Source organism: Methanococcoides orientis, from assembly GCF_021184045.1.
GTDB lineage: Archaea > Halobacteriota > Methanosarcinia > Methanosarcinales > Methanosarcinaceae > Methanococcoides > Methanococcoides orientis.
Genome location: NZ_CP073710.1, coordinates 1,983,391 through 2,001,962, shown reverse-complemented (window position 1 = coordinate 2,001,962; position 18,572 = coordinate 1,983,391). Strand labels below are relative to the sequence as shown.

Genomic DNA, 18,572 nt, shown 5'->3' with positions numbered 1-18,572 from the left:
GAGTGCCAAATGTCCTTCGGTCCTATTAACTTTATATCCTTCGAACTTATTTCCTTTAATTGTATGTTCATAGGCCTGGTATCCTTTGACCTTATGTCCTGGAAGTATCTTCACTACCGCATTGGGGACATTTTATGGGAAAGAAGTTAGGGTCTGCCTGAAATACAAAATCACACATATTACATCTGAAATATACCATTGACTGGTCGATATCTTCCATTTATATCACCTTAATATTTTAGAAGTAATACTAAGATTGAACAGTAAACAATATTAATATATCGCTATTTCAATAATATCACAGGCAGGTATTGAAAATGACAAAAATAGGAGTTATACTGCGCGGAAAATATGGGTCAAGGCTTGTCGAGACCGTGCGTTCGAAGACCGATATGGAAGTCATAGTGGCAGAGCTTCCTGCTTATCTTCCGGATTTCATAGATGAACCCGATGAGTTCTTTTCCGGGCTGGACTTTGATACAAAAGTATTCGATGCTGACATCATAATCACTTATTCCCTTCATCCTGATATCACACCCCAGATAGCCCGCATGGCAGGCAAGGCCGGTGTACGTGCCCTGATAGTGCCCGGAGGTGCTTCAAAGGCGCCTGTTAAGGAACTGGAAGATATATCAAAGGAATATGGTATCTTCATAGAGGTCGATGAGATCTGCTGTAATGTAGCATCCGACCCTGCTACTGATGATTTCACCTGTTTCTTTGGAAACCCTGTACTTGATGTCGAAATAAAGGACGGGATGATCGCAAAAGTGAATGTGATACGGGGTGCCCCATGCGGCAGTACCTGGCACCTGGCAGAGGCTCTTGTAGGCATTCCTATCGAAGAAGCCGGTCCGAAGGCAGGTCTTATAGTTTCCCAGTATCCCTGCCGCGCGGTCAGGGGGAACATGGGGGGTATACATGAATCTTCGGAGATGCACAAACAGGAAATAGAGGCTGCCATAAAACGGAAACTGGCTTCAGCTAAAGATTGAAGGACGAAAAAGCAGAAGCAAAAAGCAGAAACCTGAAAATAAAGCCAAAAAGCAAAACTAAAAAACTAAAAATAAAGATGGCAGGATTGGTCCCCTGCCCTTTATGTCATTTGTTCTGAAGTTTCATACGTTGTCCAAGGATGCATTTTCCACCGCGGTGACCGCCAAGGGGGTTAAATGTTGTTCCCAGTGAGTTCATGCACCTGGCCATGACCGCAGCTCCTCTTGCAAGACCGTCATCCACGAAGACAACGTTCTCTTCGATCTTGTTGTTCATGCCGAGCTCGTCCAGATATTTCAATGCCAGTTTAGCCTTGTCACCACTGATACCAGCACGCCCGGTAATTCCGATGCTTGTCTCAGGATATACGAGTCCTTCTTCCTTTGCGACCTTGACCAACCGGTAGATGACCTGTGCCATGACCTCATCTATCACTGCAAAGAGGACTTTGAGGCCGTACTTGTTATAGATCTCCCCACCTAACATTGACAGTTTATCCATGTCGGATCCATTGTCCCCGACATCGCATCCTATAAGCACAACTCCGATATCCTTTGCAGCTTTAGGGTTTACAGGTACGCTGCCATATCTATTCCGGTTTTCCGGTACTTTTTCTATGATGATGTGATCAAGAACCTTCTTTGCGTATTCCTTGATGTTCTTGCCCTTAAGCAGCATTGTAAGCTTGTCTGTATGAATATCATTAAAGACATCCAGGGCAGTTCCAAGCCTGTTATCTACCGTTTCCGTGCCTTTTATCATCGCATCGGGTATTGCTCCTGCATATCCACAGAAGTTACCAATGGTCTTTGCATAGGGTTTGTCAGGACTGATTATCCTGCCATCAAGGGTCGTTCCAAAGTCCATGGACATACATGGGTTGCGGAAGTCCACATCCACCCATTTGGCACCTTCTTTGATACCTGCGGTAGCGAGTTCTCCTTCCATCTCATTGGCAACGATCTCAACACCGGTGGCACCGGTAGGCGGTAGTACACTGGCAACAGCCCCATCGAAGAACACTTTGTCCAGTTTACTATGTTTCTGGAACTTTTCCGGGAGGTTATCCACACTCATAGGTGGTGTCATGTGCTTTGGTGGCACTCCTGCGATCAAACATCCATCTGCAAGGGCCTTGATGAACTCTCCGACTTCCTCGGGTGCATCAAATCCGGCAACAACTCCTGTTGAGCGCACAACGAAACTGATGTCTGTTTCGATGTCAAGGTGAGCACTTTTCACAGCTTCCAGCAATGTTTCACTGACAAGCTCAGAAACTGATTCCCGGGTGAGCTCCACTCCGTTCAGTGTCTTTCCGAAAACAGTTTCATTAGCTTTTGGTGGTCTGACGTCCCTCGTCATTTTAACCGTCTTTGTAACATGGTATGTCTTTCCTTCATCCATATTGGTGGCTGTCAGAATACACTTGGTGGTGGTGTTCCCTACCTCCACGGAAGCTACGATGAAGAAAGGCTTTGAACTTGATTTAAGGTCAAGGAGCCTGACCCCTGGATTTGCTGCGAATCTTGGTTTATGGGACATTATATCATCTTCCGGTAATTATCATATAAGTTTGTTCAATCTTTCAACAAGCTGTTCTTTCTGGAATGCACCCACTATCTGTCCGGCCGGTTTTCCATCTTTGAATACCAGAAGTGTGGGAATAGCTGTGATATTGAACTTTCTTGCGCTCGTCTGGTTCTCATCAGTGTTCAGTTTCCCGAAAACGATCTTGCCTTGCATCTCTCTTGCGAGGGCATCAATGACAGGTACCAGTTTTCGGCATGGTCCACACCATTCTGCCCAGCAATCGATAACTACAACTGGATATTTTGATATGAGTTCATCAAAGTTCGCATCTGTGGCATGCATGGGACTGTCCGGGAATGACCTTGTTTCAAGGTTATTTTTGATCTGTTCCAATCGTTGTTGTCTGATCTTTTCTAAATCATCCATTGTGCTCACCTGATCTGCCTGTGAGAACAGTTCTAAATTTTGTAATAACATTAATATTTGATATGGTATTATAATCTACCATGTACTTTCACACGTTTGCAGATTAATGTTGTGAAATGATTTAAAGTTTTGTATGGTTATTCGCAAAACCCACACAACCACTTATTGTGTTCAGAATAGCCTTTTTATAATGTTTATTCAAAGATCGAATATGGTGTTTTCATGAAAGACAAGGGTGAAAATAAAAAGATGGACCGGTCACTCTTTGACCAGAAATGCATAACCTGTGGTACATGGATGGCAAGTACTGAAAAGAAAGCCAATGAAATCACAACTATCACATATTCCTGCCCGGAATGTGGTCTTACATATACGGTCGATAAATGACTGGTATTACGAATTGGTCTTTGGACCAGCTTCTTGAAATAGATCCTTTCGATCTTGAAAACCTTGTAGCTTTTCTTTTCAGGAATATGGGGTATAAGGCAAATGTAACTTCGCGATCAAAGGATGGTGGGGTGGATGTAGAGGTAAAGCTTGAGCATTTTGGTCTTTCCCATCGCTGGCTTGTCCAGGTAAAACGTTACCTTAATCCTGTAGGTGTAAAAGAGGTCAGGGAATACAGCAGCCTACGTTATAGGGAAAAAGTCGATGGGGTCATAATAGTCACGACTTCCACGTTTACTGAAGATGCATACCGGGAAGCCACAGAACACAATGTAAAGCTTATTGAGGGTCAGCTATTGGTCTCGATGCTCAATCATTATTGCGGTGATGCAGCTAAGAACGTTTCAGATGGAGTTGAAAAGAACAGTATCACATCAGGCGGTGCTGTCCTTAAGACCGGTGAATCTGTTCACCTAAGGGAGCCTGCGACCGTTGAGGGCACACGACTCACACTGGTCATTACTAACAGGAACATCTATTTTGAACAGAATTCAGGTGGTCTGTTCTCAAAAAAGCCGGAGATATCACGTCGCATAGAGGTCAGGGACCTTGTTGGGTTTTCAAATCTAAAAAAGGACATCCTTCTTGTAGTGGGGAAAAAGAAGTTCGAAGTGATCCGTATCCAGCCAAAGGATATCTTGAAGGTGTTGAACGTGCTTGAGCAATTAAAGACCGATTACATGAGGGGTGAGTCACTTCTCCGGCTGGAGCAGGCAAAAAATAATTTCGTTATCCTGACAAACCGCAGGCTTGCCACCATTGCACTCGGGGGGGAAGAGAGCCTGGAACTTAAGTTGAAGAATATTGTTGGGTCGGAAGTAGCGGGATCCGGGATGTTTAGCAGGCAGAAGCTCATTATTTCAGAATTTTGTGAGGCTGTCAAAAAACATGTATTTGAAGTAAATGATGCAAAAGGATGGAAAAATCAGATAGATGAGGCTGTGCGTTCAGCCTGATCCGGACATGTAATACTATTTTTTTTCTTATAATTGTATCATTTTGGGAAAAGGCCGCCATGTTTCTGGTAGACTATAGCCTTTGTGATGAATAGTGCAACGATACCAATGGAAATTCCTATCAGGATGACCATAACCGCATTTCCTTCATCTGCAAACTTCAACATGCTGTTGAAAAGGAAAGCACTGATCAATATGCCTCCCAGTACAACGTAGGCAATTGGGGATCTGTAAAGTTTTTCAATCATATTTCTTCGCCACTTCGTATTCTATGATATCCTATTTTATTGTTATCCATGGTCAGATATCTGGATGTTCTTCTATAGGACTTCGTTTTAGAACGCCTTCGATATATTCTATCTTATGTATCCTTTCGATGGTCATGAAATCGAATATAAGCTCAATATCGTCCGGATATGAGTTTTTAACATAAAGAGGGTGGAAAGGTTCCAAATCCTGCTGTGAGACATAGAACATATCTTCCCCAAAAAGAACAATGTGTCTCAGGTCGTATTTCTCAAAAGTCTGGATTACGAACTCTTTTGACATTGGAGGCGTTGCAAATTCGAAGTCATCTTCGTTCATCTCGATGGAAGCTTCGAATGCAGGCTCAGTTCCTGTTCCAGACATTTGTTTCCCGTATATTTTTGCCTTTTTAATCTTCATCCTCACAGAGGTCAGTGTGGGGATTTATGTCACACCCTGTACATGGGAGGCACATGGTCTTGAACACATCTGCACGAAGTCCATTCTCGTCCAGGATCTTGCGAAGCAATCTTGTAAGCTTAAGCAGCCTTTCTTTTGAAGGCCTTTCAATGAAAACCTCCCCTTCACGCAAAGGGTGCTTGCTTGCAGGTCGAAGTATAGGCACTACTCCTATGGAAACAAGCTCAAGGATACCTTTTTCCACAGCTTCATCTGTCTCTCCCAGGCCGATGATGAAATTGGCACATACTTTGTTCTTGCCGAAAACCTCGACGGCTCCCTTAAGTGCCTGTAATATCTCTTCCATGTCCTGTCCTGGGCAGACCTCTTTGTAGAGTTCCCTGTCCATCGTTTCAACGTTGTACTTGATCTCGTCAGCACCTGCTTCTTTTAGAAGCCTGTTCGAATCAGGGGTTGGATACACTGCAACACCAATAGGAACGCCGTATTTCTTCACAGCATTGACTACCGTGAGGGCTCTTTCAAGCTCTTTCTCCACTGATTCATCAACACCGGTGGTGATGGATATGGCTTTCATCTTGCCGGTGGCGTTTGCCTCACCGATCAGATTTACGACCTCTTCAATGGTCTTGACCTTGCCGTTGAGCTTTGGAACCGGACAGAACTTACAATCGAAGATACATTTCTCTGTCATGTTTATATAAGCCTGGTCAGGGCAATGGATAAGCTCTTCCTCGATCTCTCCCCTTGCGATCTCCTTACCATCTCTCATTATAACGATGTCATCTCCATCGGCAACTGCTTTGAGAGGTGATTCCTTGTTCAGGGCAAGCCTGACTCTCTGGTCACCGGAGCGGAAGAAAAATGCTGTCTTACCTGCTCCCGGCCCTGCGGTCGGGACTGTGATCTTCCCCAGCAGGGATGGTTCTATATCAAGGCTACCCACGGCAATAAGCTCGGCTTTTGTTTCTGGTCTCATCATATCTCCATCTTTTTCCGGATATCAATTTGGATCTTAATTATGTATAGATGACAAATTACCATTTGCCTATTATATATGCTTCTTTCCGGTATATTTTGCCACTTTCTGGATTCAATTACTCACTCTTTTTGCGGATCGAGAGTATGCCTGCCAAGAACAGTACGAATCCCAATCCCCAAAAAAGCCCGTTCAAGGCCAATGCTATTGCGAGCAGGATAAAGCCCAGTGCCAGAGTTCCCTGCTCATTTAATGAGCTTTTCATCATGTTGACCCTGCCAGTGGTAATAAGATATGCAGAGCTGAAGTACAATATCGAAGTGATCAGATATAGTGTTCCGGTGTAGTAATTCTGATAAAATACTATCATTGAAACGGCAATTGTCAGGAAAATGGTTGCTACAACTGGAAGCAGTATTTTCCAAACCTTGTTCTGATCGCCTTTGGTCCCATTCCTTGTATATTCCACAATAATATGTTGTTCGATGATGCTATAAAAGAATTTTTAGCAACTTGTTCTATTGTCAGAATTCAGACCGGAAAAAGAAAAAAAATGGTTACACATGGATGAAACGAACGGGGATGGAATGTGGGAAAAAGGGGGATGAAGGGAGGGGAAGGAAAGGCTTTAGAGCAGCCTTTCCAGATCCTCATCGACGGTTGTATTTGGTGCGATGTTGAAGTTCTCAACAAGGACGTTCAGGACATTCGGAGAGACGAATGCCGGAAGCGTTGGACCAAGTGTTATGTTCTTGACACCAAGGTGCAGCAGTGCGAGCAATACCAGGACTGCTTTTTGTTCATACCATGCGATGTTGTATGAGACCGGCAGTTCATTGATGTCCTCAAGTCCGAAAGCTTCGGCAAGCTTCTGTGCGATGACCACAAGGGAGTATGAGTCATTACACTGTCCTGCGTCGAGTACTCTTGGAATTCCATCGATATCTCCAAGGTCAAGCTTGTTGTAGCGGTATTTTGCACAACCTGCTGTCAGGATGACCGCACTTTCGGGGAGAGCTTCTGCGAATTTGGTGTAGTAATCCCTTTCTTTGTGCCTTCCGTCACAACCTGCCATAACTACGAAACGTGTGATCTTTCCGCCCTTTACAGCTTCTACGATCTTGTCTGCGACAGAGAGAGCTGCACTGTGGGCAAATCCTCCGATCAGGGTACCATCTTCCAGTTGTTCCGGAGACTTGCACTTCTTTGCCTGCTCGATGAGGGCAGAGAAGTCCTTTGCACCGTTCTCATCTGCATCGATGTGTTTTACACCATCAAAACCGACAATACTGGTAGTATAGATCCTGTCAATGTAGCTTTCCTTTGGAGGGACGATACAGTTGGTTGTCATCAGTATAGGACCGTTGAACTTTTCGAACTCGCTCTTTTGTGCCCACCATGAACCGCCATAGTTTCCGACGAAGTTATCATATTTCTTGAATGCAGGGTAGTAATTTGCAGGCAGCATCTCACCATGGGTGTAGACATCAACGCCTGTTCCCTTGGTCTGCTTGAGGAGCTGTTCCATATCCTTGAGGTCATGTCCACTGATGAGGATTCCCGGATTGTCCTTGACGCCAAGATAGACCTCGGTAGGTTCAGGATTGCCGTAGGTTGTTGTGTTTGCCTCGTCCAGCAATGCCATGACCTTTACACCGTATTCTCCACATTCTAGGACCAGTCCGACAAGTTGGTCAACTGAAAGGGTATCGTCAAGGGTTGCAGCAAGTGCTCTTTCTGTGAATGCAAAGATCTTGTCATCGCTGTAACCAAGTACGTTAGCATGGTGTGCATAGGCTGCAAGACCTTTAAGCCCGTAGGTGAGTATTTCCCGCAACGACCTTATGTCTTCGTTCTGTGTCGCAAGGATGCCTGTGTTCGTGGTCCTGAGGACTTCAGGAGTGACGATCGCGGCACCCGGGATCTCAAATCTGGTCTCCGGATCAGACATGCCGAGTGTGGCTTTGACCTTGTCACCGAATGAAAGATCCTTTGCTTCTCCAAGGTCGATGTTCCTTGTAACAAGATTACGCTTGACTCCATCCCTGATCTCAAGTCCTTCCCTGATGTATTTCTGGAAGTCCTTTGCGCTGAAGTTTACATTAGTGATGGTTGAGAAAAGCCCGTTCATGATGAACTGATCTACTTTCTCATCGGTGATTCCGTTGTCACGTGCTTTTGCATTGTAGTATGCAATACCTTTTAGGATGTAGGTTAGCTGGTCCTGAAGGTCTGCAACTTCCGGTTTCTTACCACATGCTCCTGTTTTGGTACATGCCTGTCCGCCTACGGTTTCTTCACATTGATAGCAATACATTTTTTGATCTCTCCTTTTTGTTGTAATGATTGGATGGTTGGTATCTTTAGGATATTAAGTACATTAAAGATACTCGTATATATATCCCCAGTTTCTTGTTGGATACCTGCTATCAAAACAAGTTTTCATGAAGCGATGTTTTCATCCTTGTGAGAACCTATTTATAGAAATGAACAAATCTACCCGAAAATGATCCTATTTTTGTTTCGGAGCAAACAATATGATATCTCCTGAGATCCTTGTCGTCTTCTTCAGCCTTGCAGCAGCTGCAACCTGGGGTGCTGCGGATTTTGGTGGTGGTTTTGCGACAAAACGTGCCAGTGTCTATTCTGTTGTAATAATAACACAGGCAGTAGGTCTTGTTCTTTTGCCATTTCTTGCATTATATTTCTCAGAAGAGTTCCCGCCAATGAATGGTATGTTCTGGGGATTTGTTGCAGGTGTTGCCGGGAGTTTTGGTCTTCTGGCACTCTATCATGCGCTTTCCATGGGCAAGATGGGAGTCGCAGCCCCGGTATCTGCCGTGGTGACCGTTGCTTTGCCCGTGATCTATGGTGCTATCAATGAAGGTTTGCCTGCAGGGCACCAGATAGCAGGTTTTGTGTTGGCTATTGCAGCCATGTGGCTTATCGGCAGTACCGGCGAGAAAGGGGCTATCAAAAGACAGGACCTGGTCTATCCGTTGCTGGCAGGTGTTGGATTTGGTCTCTTCTTCATATCTGTCGACCTTTTCAGTGAATCGGCAGTTTTCTGGCCTCTTACGGTTGCAAAGATCTCTGCTGTTGTGGTTATCCTGGGATTTGCCATGCTCAGAAAATCAGCAACTTTACCTTCAAAGGCAGTCCTCCCTTTAATAATACTTGCAGGAGTTTTTGATGCTACAGGGAACCTTTTCTTTGCACTGGCTTCGCAGGTGGGCAGACTTGATATTGCGACCGTGATCGCATCTCTGTACCCTGGAAGCACAGTTCTACTTGCATGGATCATCCTGAAAGAACGTCTCTCATCAATGCAATGGATAGGGGTTATACTTGCTTTGACTGCGATTGTATTGATCTCTTTGTGAACATCGAAGATTTCAATATCTGAACAGCCACGGTTAGCTACAAAGATTACATAAGTTAGCCATATACAATATTATTTATACTTAAAATAACAACATAGTAGCAAGGGCAATGTATGGGGGTTGCAGGTGGGGTACGGTTGGGTTTTCTCAATTAAAGATTTCCATTTGCTGGCATGCATCGGTCTGACTTAAAGAATATAATGTGTAATATTTGGGGACTAAGAATATGGCAGATACACCTGAAAATCTGGTAGATGCGTATAAGTATCAATATCTTTTGAGCAACATGGTTTTATTCAAACCACAGAAGGGAAATGACCCTGCTGTCGTTTTCTCTTCGATAGTGAATGATGATGGAACCATCAAACGAAGGCGTCTTTATCGGATATATTCCGGACACGGGTATAACCGACCTAACTGATATTTCAGGATAGATAGCTTAAAAGATAAAATTTGGAATAAATGAGGTATAATAATGGAAGATACAACTTTGCTCTATGTACAGCCAAATGCTGAGGATTCCTCTGCAATTGCATTTTCTATCAGCATTAGTGCTGATGGCAAGATTGACAGCAGTAAACTGTTAACACTGGATATGAACAAACAGGATAATTCCTGATCCTCCATTATTTTTTAAAATTCATCCTGTGGAACCATCCATTCAGGAACTCCCCTGAATGGATATATCTGTTGTTTTTTTGTTAGATCTTTAATTTTATAGTAAATATTGAATAACTTAAGGTTTAGCAATTCAAGATGGTATGGCGTGAAAATCTAATGAAGGACGCGGAAAAAGAGTAAATCTTTAGCCAACCTGTTGATCAGGCTGACCTTTTCAAAACAACTATTCGTTATGGGGGCTTTTCGGGATCATCATCAATCTCCACAAAGTCCATTGATATCGTTCCCCATGGTGAGCTTGAGAGTTCCAACCTGAAGTTTGAACTTCGTCTCATTTGTACCACCTTCTTTTATTCCCAATTACAAATTGGTTATTATTGTATTTATATATGACCCGCAATAAAAAAGAAATACGTTTACTCATAATGTATATTTATCTTTATATTCAATTTGCGCAAGTATAAATTGTATTTCATGGGCTCGATTTTTACAGGATATGAAAGTCCGGATAATCTCAAAAAAGGTAGCTAAAAAGCAGGGTGTTATCTGGGTATTAACAGGACATTTGCTGTAAAAACGTATTATGGTCCAATTCTTTTCCCTTTTCCCCTTTTAATTGTGAAATTTGCCCTGACACAAAAATTCTCTTGTTGATAGATGGTCAGCCAGATCATGTCTTGCTATAGTTGACACCTAATTTTCCCACAAGTTCAGCCATTGCATTGAGTGTCTCATAACCCTGCACACTGATCTGGTATTCGCCCCGTTCACCGCGTTGCCTGATCACCCCCTTACTCTGCAGTTTTTCCAGATGGAAAAGGAGATTTCCGCCGCGGAGTTCGGTGAGCTTCGAAAGTTCGGTGAATGATCTTCCTCCATTGTATAATGACTTTAAGATCCTGACACGTACTGCGCTGCTTAACGGATCACCGATCAGGTTGGATACCTGTTCTTCATGGAGGTCCCGCACCTGCAATTGCATGTCGGTCTCATTTTTGTATACTCCTATTGTCTGCAGCATCCCTATCTGCTGGTCGAAGTATCCTTGAGCCTTCCCTATACAGTTGGAACAGTGATCGAATGGTGCCATCTTCTTCACTTTATCAAAGTTACTGCGCATCTTTTCGATATTATCCTCAGTCACCTGTCCAGTTCTGGTATAGTCACCCAACTCTTCAAAAAAATGAACTAGATGTGGAATGCATTTTGTCTGCATAGGGCATTCCTTCTCTTCGTTCCCGATGAGCTCGTAGGCGTTTTCCAAAGATCCATTGATCATCTCTACAGCGCATTGGTTCCTGAACTCATTGAATAGTGAATTGGTCTGACTTCCCGCAACTTCGCCTCTGAAACGGTTTAGTTCACTGCGAAGCCCTGCAATTTCTTCATGGAGCAGGGTAATCTCTTCTGCTATCAATTTTTTCTCGCTCATTATTTCATGCTCTCCAGGATGGATCTGTTCTGTGGCTGGTTAGAAATGTGTACTTCGATGATTGTTAGTATAGTTTTCTAACGGTCTACTATATTAATATACATGTATTAAGTATCTGTGGTGATCAACATGGTAACACTTACAGAAGACATGAAAGAAGCAATCAGTACAATACAGGTATTTCCTGTTGCCACTGCCTCAAAAGAGGGAGTTCCAAACGTTGTTCCGATCGGTTTTGTCTCCTTGGTCGATGACAGTACTATCTGGATCGCAGACAACTTCATGAAAAAATCACTTTCAAATGTCATGGAGAATCCAAAAGTCTCTATATATATCTGGGGTCCAAAGACAAAAGGCTCTTTCCAGATCAAAGGCGATGTCGAATTAAAGACAAGCGGACCGGAGTTTGAGAAGATGCAGGAGATCGTTCATTCCAAAATGGTACAGGCTCCGGCAAAAAGTCTTCTTGTTATGAAGATCACAGATGTCTATGACTGCTCCCCGGGTCCGAATGCAGGAGAAAAGCTGCTTTAAATCAAATTTTCTTCCTTTTTGTCTCCACAAGGGTGCCATCATTTCCTCTACTGCACATCCCATCCCTTGTGGAGTTCCCTCTCTTTTTTGCCTTCATCTTTGTCTTTCCACAACCAGTACATGTTGAGCTGCTGGGACAACCCAACATATTAATATTAAGTACTTGATTTCTATCAGTCATATTAGAATACACTATGTTATTATCCCAATTATCTGAGGAACCTATAATGATCACTAAAGACGAGGTAGAACACGTAGGGTGGCTTGCTCGCATCGAGATCGATGATGCGGACGCCGAGGACTACGCTGTGAAGTTAAGTTCTGTATTGGATTATTTCGGTCAGCTGGATGAGGTGGACACTGAAGGTGTCGAGCCTACCTATCATGTGGCAGATATAATGAACGTCTTCAGGGAAGATGTTGTCACACCATCCCTTGACCAGAAGGATGTGCTTGAGAACACTGCAGCCGAGAAAGATGGTTACATCAAGGCACCGAGGATCATTTGAGGTGGAATGAATGGCTGAATGGTTGAGCATATCAGATGTTAAAAGGAAGATCTCCGAGAGTTCTGCAGAAGAGGTTACAGCTGCATATCTTGAAACGATCGGAAAGAGCAGGATCAATGGTTACACGTGTACCTATGACGGTGCACTTGAGATGGCAAAAATGGCCGATAAGGGCGAGGGTGAAGGACTGCTTGCCGGTGTACCTATTGCTATCAAGGATAACATTTCTACAAAGGGACTTGCAACGACATGCAGCTCAAAGATACTGGAAGGCTATGTGCCACCTTATGATGCACATGTCATTGAGCGGTTGAAGGCAGAAGGTGCTGTCATACTCGGTAAGACGAACATGGATGAGTTCGCAATGGGGACATCCACTGAATCAAGCTGCTACGGTGTTACAATGAACCCATGGGACCTCGAGAGAGTGCCTGGTGGTTCATCCGGTGGCAGTGCTGCTGTTGTGGCAGCAGGCGAGGCTCCGATCTCACTTGGTTCCGATACAGGCGGTTCAGTTCGCTGTCCTGCCGCATTCTGCGGTGTTGTGGGACTCAAGCCAACATACGGCGCTGTCTCGCGTTACGGTCTTATTTCCTATGCTAACTCCCTTGAGCAGATCGGCCCAATGGCAACATCTGTTGAGGATATTGCTACTGTCATGGATGTAATAGGCGGATACGATCCGCGTGACAGTACTTCCATTAATCGGGAGATCGGCTATCGTGATGCACTTGTTGACGATGTCAAGGGTCTGAAGATCGGTGTTCCTGATGAGTACTTCGGGGAAGGTGTTGACAGCGGAGTTGAGAAATCCGTCTGGGACGCTATCAGCAAGTACGAGGAAATGGGTGCAACATGGGAGAAGGTTTCCATGCCCAACACAAAATACGCTCTTGCAGCTTACTATACAATTGCCATGAGCGAAGCATCATCCAACCTTGCGAGGTTTGATGGTACACGCTATGGTCCAAGGAACGATGGTGAAAACTGGCATGTGATGGCATCAAGAACACGTGCCGAATTCTTCGGAAAAGAAGTTCAGCGCAGGATCCTGCTTGGAACATACGCTCTCTCTGCCGGATACCAGGACAAGTACTATCTCAAGGCACTGAAAGTGCGCACCCTTGTCAAGCAGGACTTTGATAAAGCATTATCCAATGTGGATGTCCTGATGGGCCCGACAATGCCAATGCCTGCATTTAAGATCGGTGAGAAGATCGAGGACCCATTGTCCCAATACCTGGCCGATGTGAACACTGTCCCAATGAATCTTGCAGGAGTTCCGTGTATCTCGGTTCCATGTGGCTCTTCTGATGGTCTGCCGGTAGGCTTACAGATCATAGGAAATCATTTCGACGAGGCAACCCTTATCCGTGCAGCATATTCGTTCGAGAAAAATACCGATCATAATAAAGCACGTCCTGCAGAGGTGGTCTAAATGGTATATGAAAATCCGGATGGTGTAAGGATCGGACTTGAGGTCCACGTTCAGTTGAACAAGCTCAACACAAAGCTTTTCTGTGGATGTTCCACGGATTACCATGATTCTGAACCGAACACTCACGTGTGTCCTGTGTGTCTGGGGTTGCCCGGCGCATTGCCAGTTATCAATGAAAAGGCTGTGGAGTATGCAATGAAGATCGGACTTGCACTTGGCTGTGACATTGTTGAACAGACCCAGTTCCACAGGAAGAATTACTATTATCCTGATCTTCCAAAAGGGTTCCAGACCACACAGTACGATTTTCCAATAGCTGGTGACGGAAAGGTCGTTATTGAGGGCGAGGACGGGGAGCATGTGGTGAGGATCACCCGTGCGCACATGGAAGAGGACCCTGGTCGTCTGATGCACATGGGAACCATTGAGAAATCAAAGGGCACACTTATCAATTACAACCGTTCAGGCATGACACTTATCGAAATTGTCAGTGAACCGGATATGAGAAGTCCAAAGGAAGCAAGGAGATATTTGGACAAGCTCAGGAGCATTCTTGATTACCTTGATGTTTTTAATGGTGATCTTGAGGGCGCTATGAGGGTGGATGCTAATGTTTCTGTCTTTATGGGGGAGCGCGTTGAGGTCAAGAATATTTCCTCTTTTAAGGGAGCTGAGCGAGCTCTGCTCTATGAAATAATGAGGCAGAAAAATCTGATCCGCCGTGGTGGAGAGATCACTCTGGAAACCCGGCATTTTGACGAGGCAAGGGGAGTTACTCTTTCTATGCGTACAAAGGAAACTGAGAATGACTATCGTTATTTCCCGGAACCTGATCTTATGCCAATGAGGGTTGCAGACCGAGTGCCTGCTGTTGCAGCAACGTTGCCGGAACTGCCTGATACGAAACGTGAGCGCTTTATCTCACAATACGGCATTACGGAGATGCACGCAAAGGCACTTACCTCGGATATCCGCGTGGCGGACTTCTTCGAGGTCGTTGCTTCCAAGGTCGATCCTCATGCAGCAGGTACATGGGTTTCCGATGTGCTCAGGGGTGAGTTGAACTACAGGGATCTGCCTATCACTTCCTTCACCACCGAGGATATCATTGAGATCATCGGTCTTGTAGTGGAGGAAAAGATCACTGAAAAGAGTGCAGTGGATGTTATCAGAACTATCCTTGATGTCGGTGGAAGTCCTATGGATGTCGTAAAGGAGAAAGGCCTCCTGAAGGTCGAAGGGGATATTGTGACACAGGCAGTCTCCGAGACCATCGCGGAGAACGGGGAAGCTGTTCAGGACTACCTTGGAGGAACTGAGAAATCCCTCAATTTCCTTGTGGGTCAGGTCATGAAGAAAACAAAGGGCCGTGCAGATGCACGTCAGGCCCGTGAGCTGCTTATTGCTGCTCTTAAGGACTAAGATCCTCGATCTTGTCCTTTTTCGCTTTTTATTATCTTTCTTACTTTTCTTTTTGAAATTCTAACTCTTTTTTGTTATCAGATTGTATATCAAAATTCACTACTAATTTTAAAACATATTCTCTATTACCGTATCACAAATGGTACGGTGTGGCAGTGAATCAGAAGGTAGGAAACCATTGGGTGTAAAAACCCATAACCATTCAAGTTTTGTCTGGCATTCGTAAATCCTTTAGGTCGACCTGAGATGGGGAGGACATCGGGGGTAAGGGTCGCCCAAAGATATGTCGTCCAATAAGGTCGGCAGATCGATCCCTGATCACTGCCTTTAAATTACTGTTCTACTATTAGTCCTATTATTCATTTTCATTCACTTTCGACAAGCAAAGGCTTTATTTTTGCTTTCGCCGGGTTCTAATTTTTTTAGAACCGTTTTTTAATGTGGATTTCCTATCCCAAAACAGTTATATGTTTTGAAATGCATGTAGCCAGCCTGTATTACTGATGACTATCAGTTCCAAATAACACATTATATTATACTATTAATCAATCAGGTGAGAACATGGCAAGATTCCCAGAAGCAGAGGAAAGGATCCTTAATAAAAAGATCTGTATGAAGTGCAGTGCACGAAATGCTATAAGAGCAACAAGGTGCAGAAAATGCGGTTACAGTAACCTGCGTGTAAAATCCAAGGAAGCTAGGAATAGCTGATCTATATATGAAAGTGGAAGAGTACCTCAACGGAATCGCAGAACGCGAAGGTACAGTTCACTTAACCCTTATCGATCCGGCATCCCAGCCCCCCGAAGTTGCTGCAGATATTGCAAAAGCTGCAGTGGATGGGGGTACAGATGCTATCATGATCGGTGGTTCCACTGGAGCCGGAGGTTTGGCATTAGATCAGACCTTGTTAAAGATAAAGGAACAGATCGATGTTCCTACTATTCTTTTCCCGGGAAATGCTGGCGGCTTAAGCATTTATGCCGATGCCGTCCTTTTTATGAGCCTGCTGAATTCACGTGACATCAATTATGTCACAACGAATCAGGCAATGGGGGCTCCACTTGTTTACAAGTACGGGATTGAACCTATTTCCATGGCATATATCATAACTGAGCCCGGAGGTACTGTTGGATGGGTAGGCGATGCAAAACTTATCCCACGCAACAAACCGGAGCTAGCAGTGGCATATTCCCTTGCGGGAAAATACATGGGAATGCATTACACTTATCTTGAAGCCGGTTCAGGTGCAGACCAGCCGGTGACTCCCGCTACGATCGGTGCGGTAAAACACGTTCTCGGAGACAATAAGCTAATTGTCGGTGGTGGTATCCGCGATGGCAAGACTGCAAAGATCTGTGCCGATGCCGGTGCTGATATGATCGTGACAGGTACGATCGTTGAAGAGACTGATGATGTCAGGAATAAGATAGAAGAACTTGTATCAGCTATCAAGAAATAATACGTGGATACTGTTGGGGGTTTAATTATGCTCAGGGTTTCCGATATTGTAAAAGATTATGAGACAGGTTCAGGCAATTTGCGTGTTCTGGATGGTGTCAGTTTTGAAGTAGCCGATGGCGAGATCCTCGGTATCACGGGTAAAAGCGGTAGTGGAAAAACTACCCTTCTCAAGATATTAAGGGGAGTTGAACCTTTCAATGGCGGTAGTATCGAGCTGGACGGTTCACTGATCACCAGTGATTCCGGCATTGATGGCTCAAAACTTCTTGGCAGGGGCACTGCTATTCATCTTCAGCGTAATTTCGGTCTGTGGAACGGTCCGGCGATCGAGAACATTATACGCAGGCTGAACAGTCATTATACCGGGTATGAAGCTCTTCCTGAGCCGGATGCTCCTAGTTATGATGAACTTTACGAGAGATCCATGGCATATATGCGTCTTGTGGGTCTTGAAAAAAAAGCGCTTCATTCATCTAACCTGCTGAGCGGTGGTGAAAAGCAGCGTTTGATCGTTGCCCGCCAGCTTGCAGCCCAGCCACGTCTTTTACTTCTTGATGAGCCTGTTACAATGACAGGTCCTGATACCAAGCAGGAGGTCATGGATGTCATCCTGAAGCTTAAGGACCGGCTAAACATACCTATCATCGTAGTATCCCATCTTCCTGAGGTTCATACATACCTTGCAGATCGTGTCATCTATATCGAGGATGCCAAGGTAGTTGAAGATGGTGAACCCAGAGTGGTTCTGAAGAATTTCCTCAAAGACCTGAATCCAAGGGTGGACCTGACCGAACTAAAGGAAAAGGTCCCTTGTATAAGGGCGACCAATATCTCAAAAAGGCTGGTACTGATGCGTGTAGGTGAGGTCCTTAACATCAAAGACCAATCCCTTGAGATCAACAAAGGAGAGATCATAAGTTTCATCGGTTCATCAGGCGCAGGTAAGACCACATTTTTGAAGATAATGGAAGGCCTGACTATTCCAAAAGAAGGTTATGTTACCTTCCATCATGAAGGCGAATGGGTTGACATGTCCAATTTTACCAAACAGCGTCTGGAACTGTGGAGAAAGATCAGTATAATGCATCAGGAGTTCTCCCTTTCACCTCACTCGACCATACGTCAGCAGATAGGTTTCAGGTTAAGCATGAAGATGCATGGCGCAATTGAACATGCAAGAAAGAAAGCAGAGGAAATGGATATCTCCTACGAGATGCTGGATATCATTTACAAGCTTCCGGATATGGGCGAGGATGAGAGGGCACGGGCACTTAACCAGATGCGTCTTTCAATGGATATCTTTCCGCAGCTATTCCCATCTGTGTTGAGCACAGATGTGGACAAATACGCAATACCTATTTTTGAGGCACTGGATCTTCCATTGGATATTCTTGACAAGAAACCCGACCAGATAAGCGGTGGCGAACATGTAAGGGCTTACATAGCACTTGCACTCTCAACATCCCCTGAGATCCTCATGCTGGATGAACCGTTTGGTGATCTTGATCCTGTAACATTAAGGGATGTGACAAATTCCCTGAAGAGGATCAATGCAACTTTCGGCACAACTATAGTGCTTGTGAGCCATCACATGGACTTCGTCAAGGAAGTGGCACACAGGGCTGTTCTTTTCGATAATGGTTCCATTATAATGGATGGCGATGCACGGGATGTCTGCCAGAAATTCATCGAGATGAGTGATGCAAGATACCTTGAGCATACTCTCGAAGAGATCGCAGAATCAGTGAACTGATATCGGCCAGGGGTCA

At 44.6% G+C, this 18,572-nt stretch carries 22 protein-coding genes; 13 read left to right on the top strand and 9 right to left on the bottom strand.

Going from position 1 to position 18,572, the window contains the following annotated elements:
- The first annotated feature begins 317 nt into the window (after positions 1 to 317).
- Positions 318 to 995 (top strand): DUF166 domain-containing protein, encoded by a 678-nt coding sequence (locus J7W08_RS09735; RefSeq protein ID WP_233084283.1) that lies wholly within the window; start codon positions 318 to 320, stop codon positions 993 to 995.
- Positions 996 to 1,101: 106 nt separating this feature from the next.
- Here J7W08_RS09735 and J7W08_RS09730 read toward each other — a convergent pair whose 3' ends face one another.
- Together J7W08_RS09730 and trxA are read right to left on the bottom strand one after the other, a co-directional pair.
- On the bottom strand, positions 1,102 to 2,538 hold the full coding sequence (locus J7W08_RS09730) for a methanogenesis marker 14 protein (RefSeq protein WP_233084282.1): 1,437 nt from the start codon (positions 2,536 to 2,538) through the stop codon (positions 1,102 to 1,104).
- Positions 2,539 to 2,559: 21 nt separating this feature from the next.
- Complete coding sequence (trxA, locus tag J7W08_RS09725; protein WP_233084281.1) at positions 2,560 to 2,952, bottom strand: thioredoxin; 393 nt, start codon at positions 2,950 to 2,952, stop codon at positions 2,560 to 2,562.
- A gap of 222 nt (positions 2,953 to 3,174) precedes the next feature.
- Here trxA and J7W08_RS09720 point away from each other — a divergent pair, with 222 nt between their 5' ends.
- On the top strand, positions 3,175 to 3,339 hold the full coding sequence (locus J7W08_RS09720; RefSeq protein WP_160174983.1) for a hypothetical protein: 165 nt from the start codon (positions 3,175 to 3,177) through the stop codon (positions 3,337 to 3,339).
- A complete protein-coding gene (locus J7W08_RS09715; RefSeq protein ID WP_233084280.1) occupies positions 3,336 to 4,355 on the top strand; it encodes a restriction endonuclease in 1,020 nt (339 codons plus the stop codon). The genes J7W08_RS09720 and J7W08_RS09715 overlap by 4 nt, the downstream gene beginning before the upstream one ends.
- A 38-nt stretch (positions 4,356 to 4,393) precedes the next feature.
- Here J7W08_RS09715 and J7W08_RS09710 read toward each other — a convergent pair whose 3' ends face one another.
- The 5 genes from J7W08_RS09710 to hcp form a co-directional block, all read right to left on the bottom strand.
- Positions 4,394 to 4,603: a hypothetical protein gene (locus J7W08_RS09710; RefSeq protein ID WP_233084279.1), complete on the bottom strand. Its 210-nt coding sequence runs from the start codon at positions 4,601 to 4,603 to the stop codon at positions 4,394 to 4,396.
- A gap of 52 nt (positions 4,604 to 4,655) precedes the next feature.
- Positions 4,656 to 4,985: a hypothetical protein gene (locus J7W08_RS09705; protein WP_233084278.1), complete on the bottom strand. Its 330-nt coding sequence runs from the start codon at positions 4,983 to 4,985 to the stop codon at positions 4,656 to 4,658.
- A gap of 25 nt (positions 4,986 to 5,010) precedes the next feature.
- A complete protein-coding gene (locus tag J7W08_RS09700) occupies positions 5,011 to 6,000 on the bottom strand; it encodes a radical SAM protein (protein WP_233085756.1) in 990 nt (329 codons plus the stop codon).
- A 118-nt stretch (positions 6,001 to 6,118) separates the two neighbouring features.
- Entirely contained in the window at positions 6,119 to 6,469 is a 351-nt protein-coding gene (locus J7W08_RS09695; RefSeq protein ID WP_233084277.1) for a hypothetical protein, read from the bottom strand.
- 159 nt (positions 6,470 to 6,628) lie between these two features.
- Positions 6,629 to 8,317 carry a hydroxylamine reductase gene (gene hcp, locus J7W08_RS09690; protein ID WP_233084276.1) on the bottom strand — a complete coding sequence of 563 codons (1,689 nt, stop codon included), beginning with the start codon at positions 8,315 to 8,317 and terminating at the stop codon, positions 6,629 to 6,631.
- A gap of 220 nt (positions 8,318 to 8,537) precedes the next feature.
- Between hcp and J7W08_RS09685 the strand changes: the two genes are divergently transcribed.
- From J7W08_RS09685 to J7W08_RS09675, 3 genes are all read left to right on the top strand, one after another.
- Positions 8,538 to 9,383 (top strand): EamA family transporter, encoded by an 846-nt coding sequence (locus J7W08_RS09685; protein WP_233084275.1) that lies wholly within the window; start codon positions 8,538 to 8,540, stop codon positions 9,381 to 9,383.
- Positions 9,384 to 9,609: 226 nt separating this feature from the next.
- Entirely contained in the window at positions 9,610 to 9,804 is a 195-nt protein-coding gene (locus tag J7W08_RS09680; protein WP_233084274.1) for a hypothetical protein, read from the top strand.
- A 54-nt stretch (positions 9,805 to 9,858) separates the two neighbouring features.
- Positions 9,859 to 10,002, top strand: coding sequence for a hypothetical protein (locus J7W08_RS09675; RefSeq protein ID WP_233084273.1), 144 nt, complete (start codon positions 9,859 to 9,861; stop codon positions 10,000 to 10,002).
- A gap of 672 nt (positions 10,003 to 10,674) precedes the next feature.
- On the opposite strand, the gene J7W08_RS09670 is transcribed toward J7W08_RS09675, so the two are convergent.
- Positions 10,675 to 11,436 (bottom strand): winged helix-turn-helix domain-containing protein, encoded by a 762-nt coding sequence (locus tag J7W08_RS09670; protein WP_233084272.1) that lies wholly within the window; start codon positions 11,434 to 11,436, stop codon positions 10,675 to 10,677.
- 129 nt (positions 11,437 to 11,565) lie between these two features.
- Between J7W08_RS09670 and J7W08_RS09665 the strand changes: the two genes are divergently transcribed.
- Positions 11,566 to 11,970, top strand: a complete 405-nt coding sequence (locus J7W08_RS09665) for a pyridoxamine 5'-phosphate oxidase family protein (protein ID WP_233084271.1) — start codon at positions 11,566 to 11,568, stop codon at positions 11,968 to 11,970.
- A gap of 1 nt (position 11,971) precedes the next feature.
- On the opposite strand, the gene J7W08_RS09660 is transcribed toward J7W08_RS09665, so the two are convergent.
- Complete coding sequence (locus J7W08_RS09660) at positions 11,972 to 12,151, bottom strand: hypothetical protein (RefSeq protein ID WP_233084270.1); 180 nt, start codon at positions 12,149 to 12,151, stop codon at positions 11,972 to 11,974.
- 46 nt (positions 12,152 to 12,197) lie between these two features.
- Here J7W08_RS09660 and gatC point away from each other — a divergent pair, with 46 nt between their 5' ends.
- From gatC to J7W08_RS09630, 6 genes are all read left to right on the top strand, one after another.
- Positions 12,198 to 12,479 carry an Asp-tRNA(Asn)/Glu-tRNA(Gln) amidotransferase subunit GatC gene (gene gatC / locus J7W08_RS09655; RefSeq protein ID WP_233084269.1) on the top strand — a complete coding sequence of 94 codons (282 nt, stop codon included), beginning with the start codon at positions 12,198 to 12,200 and terminating at the stop codon, positions 12,477 to 12,479.
- A gap of 10 nt (positions 12,480 to 12,489) precedes the next feature.
- Positions 12,490 to 13,917 carry an Asp-tRNA(Asn)/Glu-tRNA(Gln) amidotransferase subunit GatA gene (gatA, locus tag J7W08_RS09650; RefSeq protein ID WP_233084268.1) on the top strand — a complete coding sequence of 476 codons (1,428 nt, stop codon included), beginning with the start codon at positions 12,490 to 12,492 and terminating at the stop codon, positions 13,915 to 13,917.
- The gene (gene gatB / locus J7W08_RS09645; protein WP_233084267.1) at positions 13,918 to 15,339 is read left to right on the top strand and encodes an Asp-tRNA(Asn)/Glu-tRNA(Gln) amidotransferase subunit GatB; all 1,422 of its coding nucleotides are present in this window, start codon (positions 13,918 to 13,920) and stop codon (positions 15,337 to 15,339) included.
- A gap of 561 nt (positions 15,340 to 15,900) precedes the next feature.
- Positions 15,901 to 16,050 carry a 50S ribosomal protein L40e gene (locus J7W08_RS09640; RefSeq protein WP_048195887.1) on the top strand — a complete coding sequence of 50 codons (150 nt, stop codon included), beginning with the start codon at positions 15,901 to 15,903 and terminating at the stop codon, positions 16,048 to 16,050.
- 7 nt (positions 16,051 to 16,057) lie between these two features.
- On the top strand, positions 16,058 to 16,801 hold the full coding sequence (locus tag J7W08_RS09635; protein WP_233084266.1) for a phosphoglycerol geranylgeranyltransferase: 744 nt from the start codon (positions 16,058 to 16,060) through the stop codon (positions 16,799 to 16,801).
- Positions 16,802 to 16,828: 27 nt separating this feature from the next.
- Complete coding sequence (locus J7W08_RS09630; protein WP_233084265.1) at positions 16,829 to 18,556, top strand: ATP-binding cassette domain-containing protein; 1,728 nt, start codon at positions 16,829 to 16,831, stop codon at positions 18,554 to 18,556.
- The last annotated feature ends 16 nt before the right edge of the window (positions 18,557 to 18,572 follow it).

Coding starts and splice junctions, on each gene's coding strand:
- J7W08_RS09735 (WP_233084283.1), top strand. CDS start 318: ATGACAAAAATAGGAGTTATACTGCGCGGAAAATATGGGTCAAGGCTT.
- J7W08_RS09730 (WP_233084282.1), bottom strand. CDS start 2,538: ATGTCCCATAAACCAAGATTCGCAGCAAATCCAGGGGTCAGGCTCCTT.
- trxA (WP_233084281.1), bottom strand. CDS start 2,952: ATGGATGATTTAGAAAAGATCAGACAACAACGATTGGAACAGATCAAA.
- J7W08_RS09720 (WP_160174983.1), top strand. CDS start 3,175: ATGAAAGACAAGGGTGAAAATAAAAAGATGGACCGGTCACTCTTTGAC.
- J7W08_RS09715 (WP_233084280.1), top strand. CDS start 3,336: ATGACTGGTATTACGAATTGGTCTTTGGACCAGCTTCTTGAAATAGAT.
- J7W08_RS09710 (WP_233084279.1), bottom strand. CDS start 4,603: ATGATTGAAAAACTTTACAGATCCCCAATTGCCTACGTTGTACTGGGA.
- J7W08_RS09705 (WP_233084278.1), bottom strand. CDS start 4,985: ATGTCTGGAACAGGAACTGAGCCTGCATTCGAAGCTTCCATCGAGATG.
- J7W08_RS09700 (WP_233085756.1), bottom strand. CDS start 6,000: ATGAGACCAGAAACAAAAGCCGAGCTTATTGCCGTGGGTAGCCTTGAT.
- hcp (WP_233084276.1), bottom strand. CDS start 8,317: ATGTATTGCTATCAATGTGAAGAAACCGTAGGCGGACAGGCATGTACC.
- J7W08_RS09685 (WP_233084275.1), top strand. CDS start 8,538: ATGATATCTCCTGAGATCCTTGTCGTCTTCTTCAGCCTTGCAGCAGCT.
- J7W08_RS09680 (WP_233084274.1), top strand. CDS start 9,610: ATGGCAGATACACCTGAAAATCTGGTAGATGCGTATAAGTATCAATAT.
- J7W08_RS09675 (WP_233084273.1), top strand. CDS start 9,859: ATGGAAGATACAACTTTGCTCTATGTACAGCCAAATGCTGAGGATTCC.
- J7W08_RS09670 (WP_233084272.1), bottom strand. CDS start 11,436: ATGAGCGAGAAAAAATTGATAGCAGAAGAGATTACCCTGCTCCATGAA.
- J7W08_RS09665 (WP_233084271.1), top strand. CDS start 11,566: ATGGTAACACTTACAGAAGACATGAAAGAAGCAATCAGTACAATACAG.
- J7W08_RS09660 (WP_233084270.1), bottom strand. CDS start 12,151: ATGACTGATAGAAATCAAGTACTTAATATTAATATGTTGGGTTGTCCC.
- gatC (WP_233084269.1), top strand. CDS start 12,198: ATGATCACTAAAGACGAGGTAGAACACGTAGGGTGGCTTGCTCGCATC.
- gatA (WP_233084268.1), top strand. CDS start 12,490: ATGGCTGAATGGTTGAGCATATCAGATGTTAAAAGGAAGATCTCCGAG.
- gatB (WP_233084267.1), top strand. CDS start 13,918: ATGGTATATGAAAATCCGGATGGTGTAAGGATCGGACTTGAGGTCCAC.
- J7W08_RS09640 (WP_048195887.1), top strand. CDS start 15,901: ATGGCAAGATTCCCAGAAGCAGAGGAAAGGATCCTTAATAAAAAGATC.
- J7W08_RS09635 (WP_233084266.1), top strand. CDS start 16,058: ATGAAAGTGGAAGAGTACCTCAACGGAATCGCAGAACGCGAAGGTACA.
- J7W08_RS09630 (WP_233084265.1), top strand. CDS start 16,829: ATGCTCAGGGTTTCCGATATTGTAAAAGATTATGAGACAGGTTCAGGC.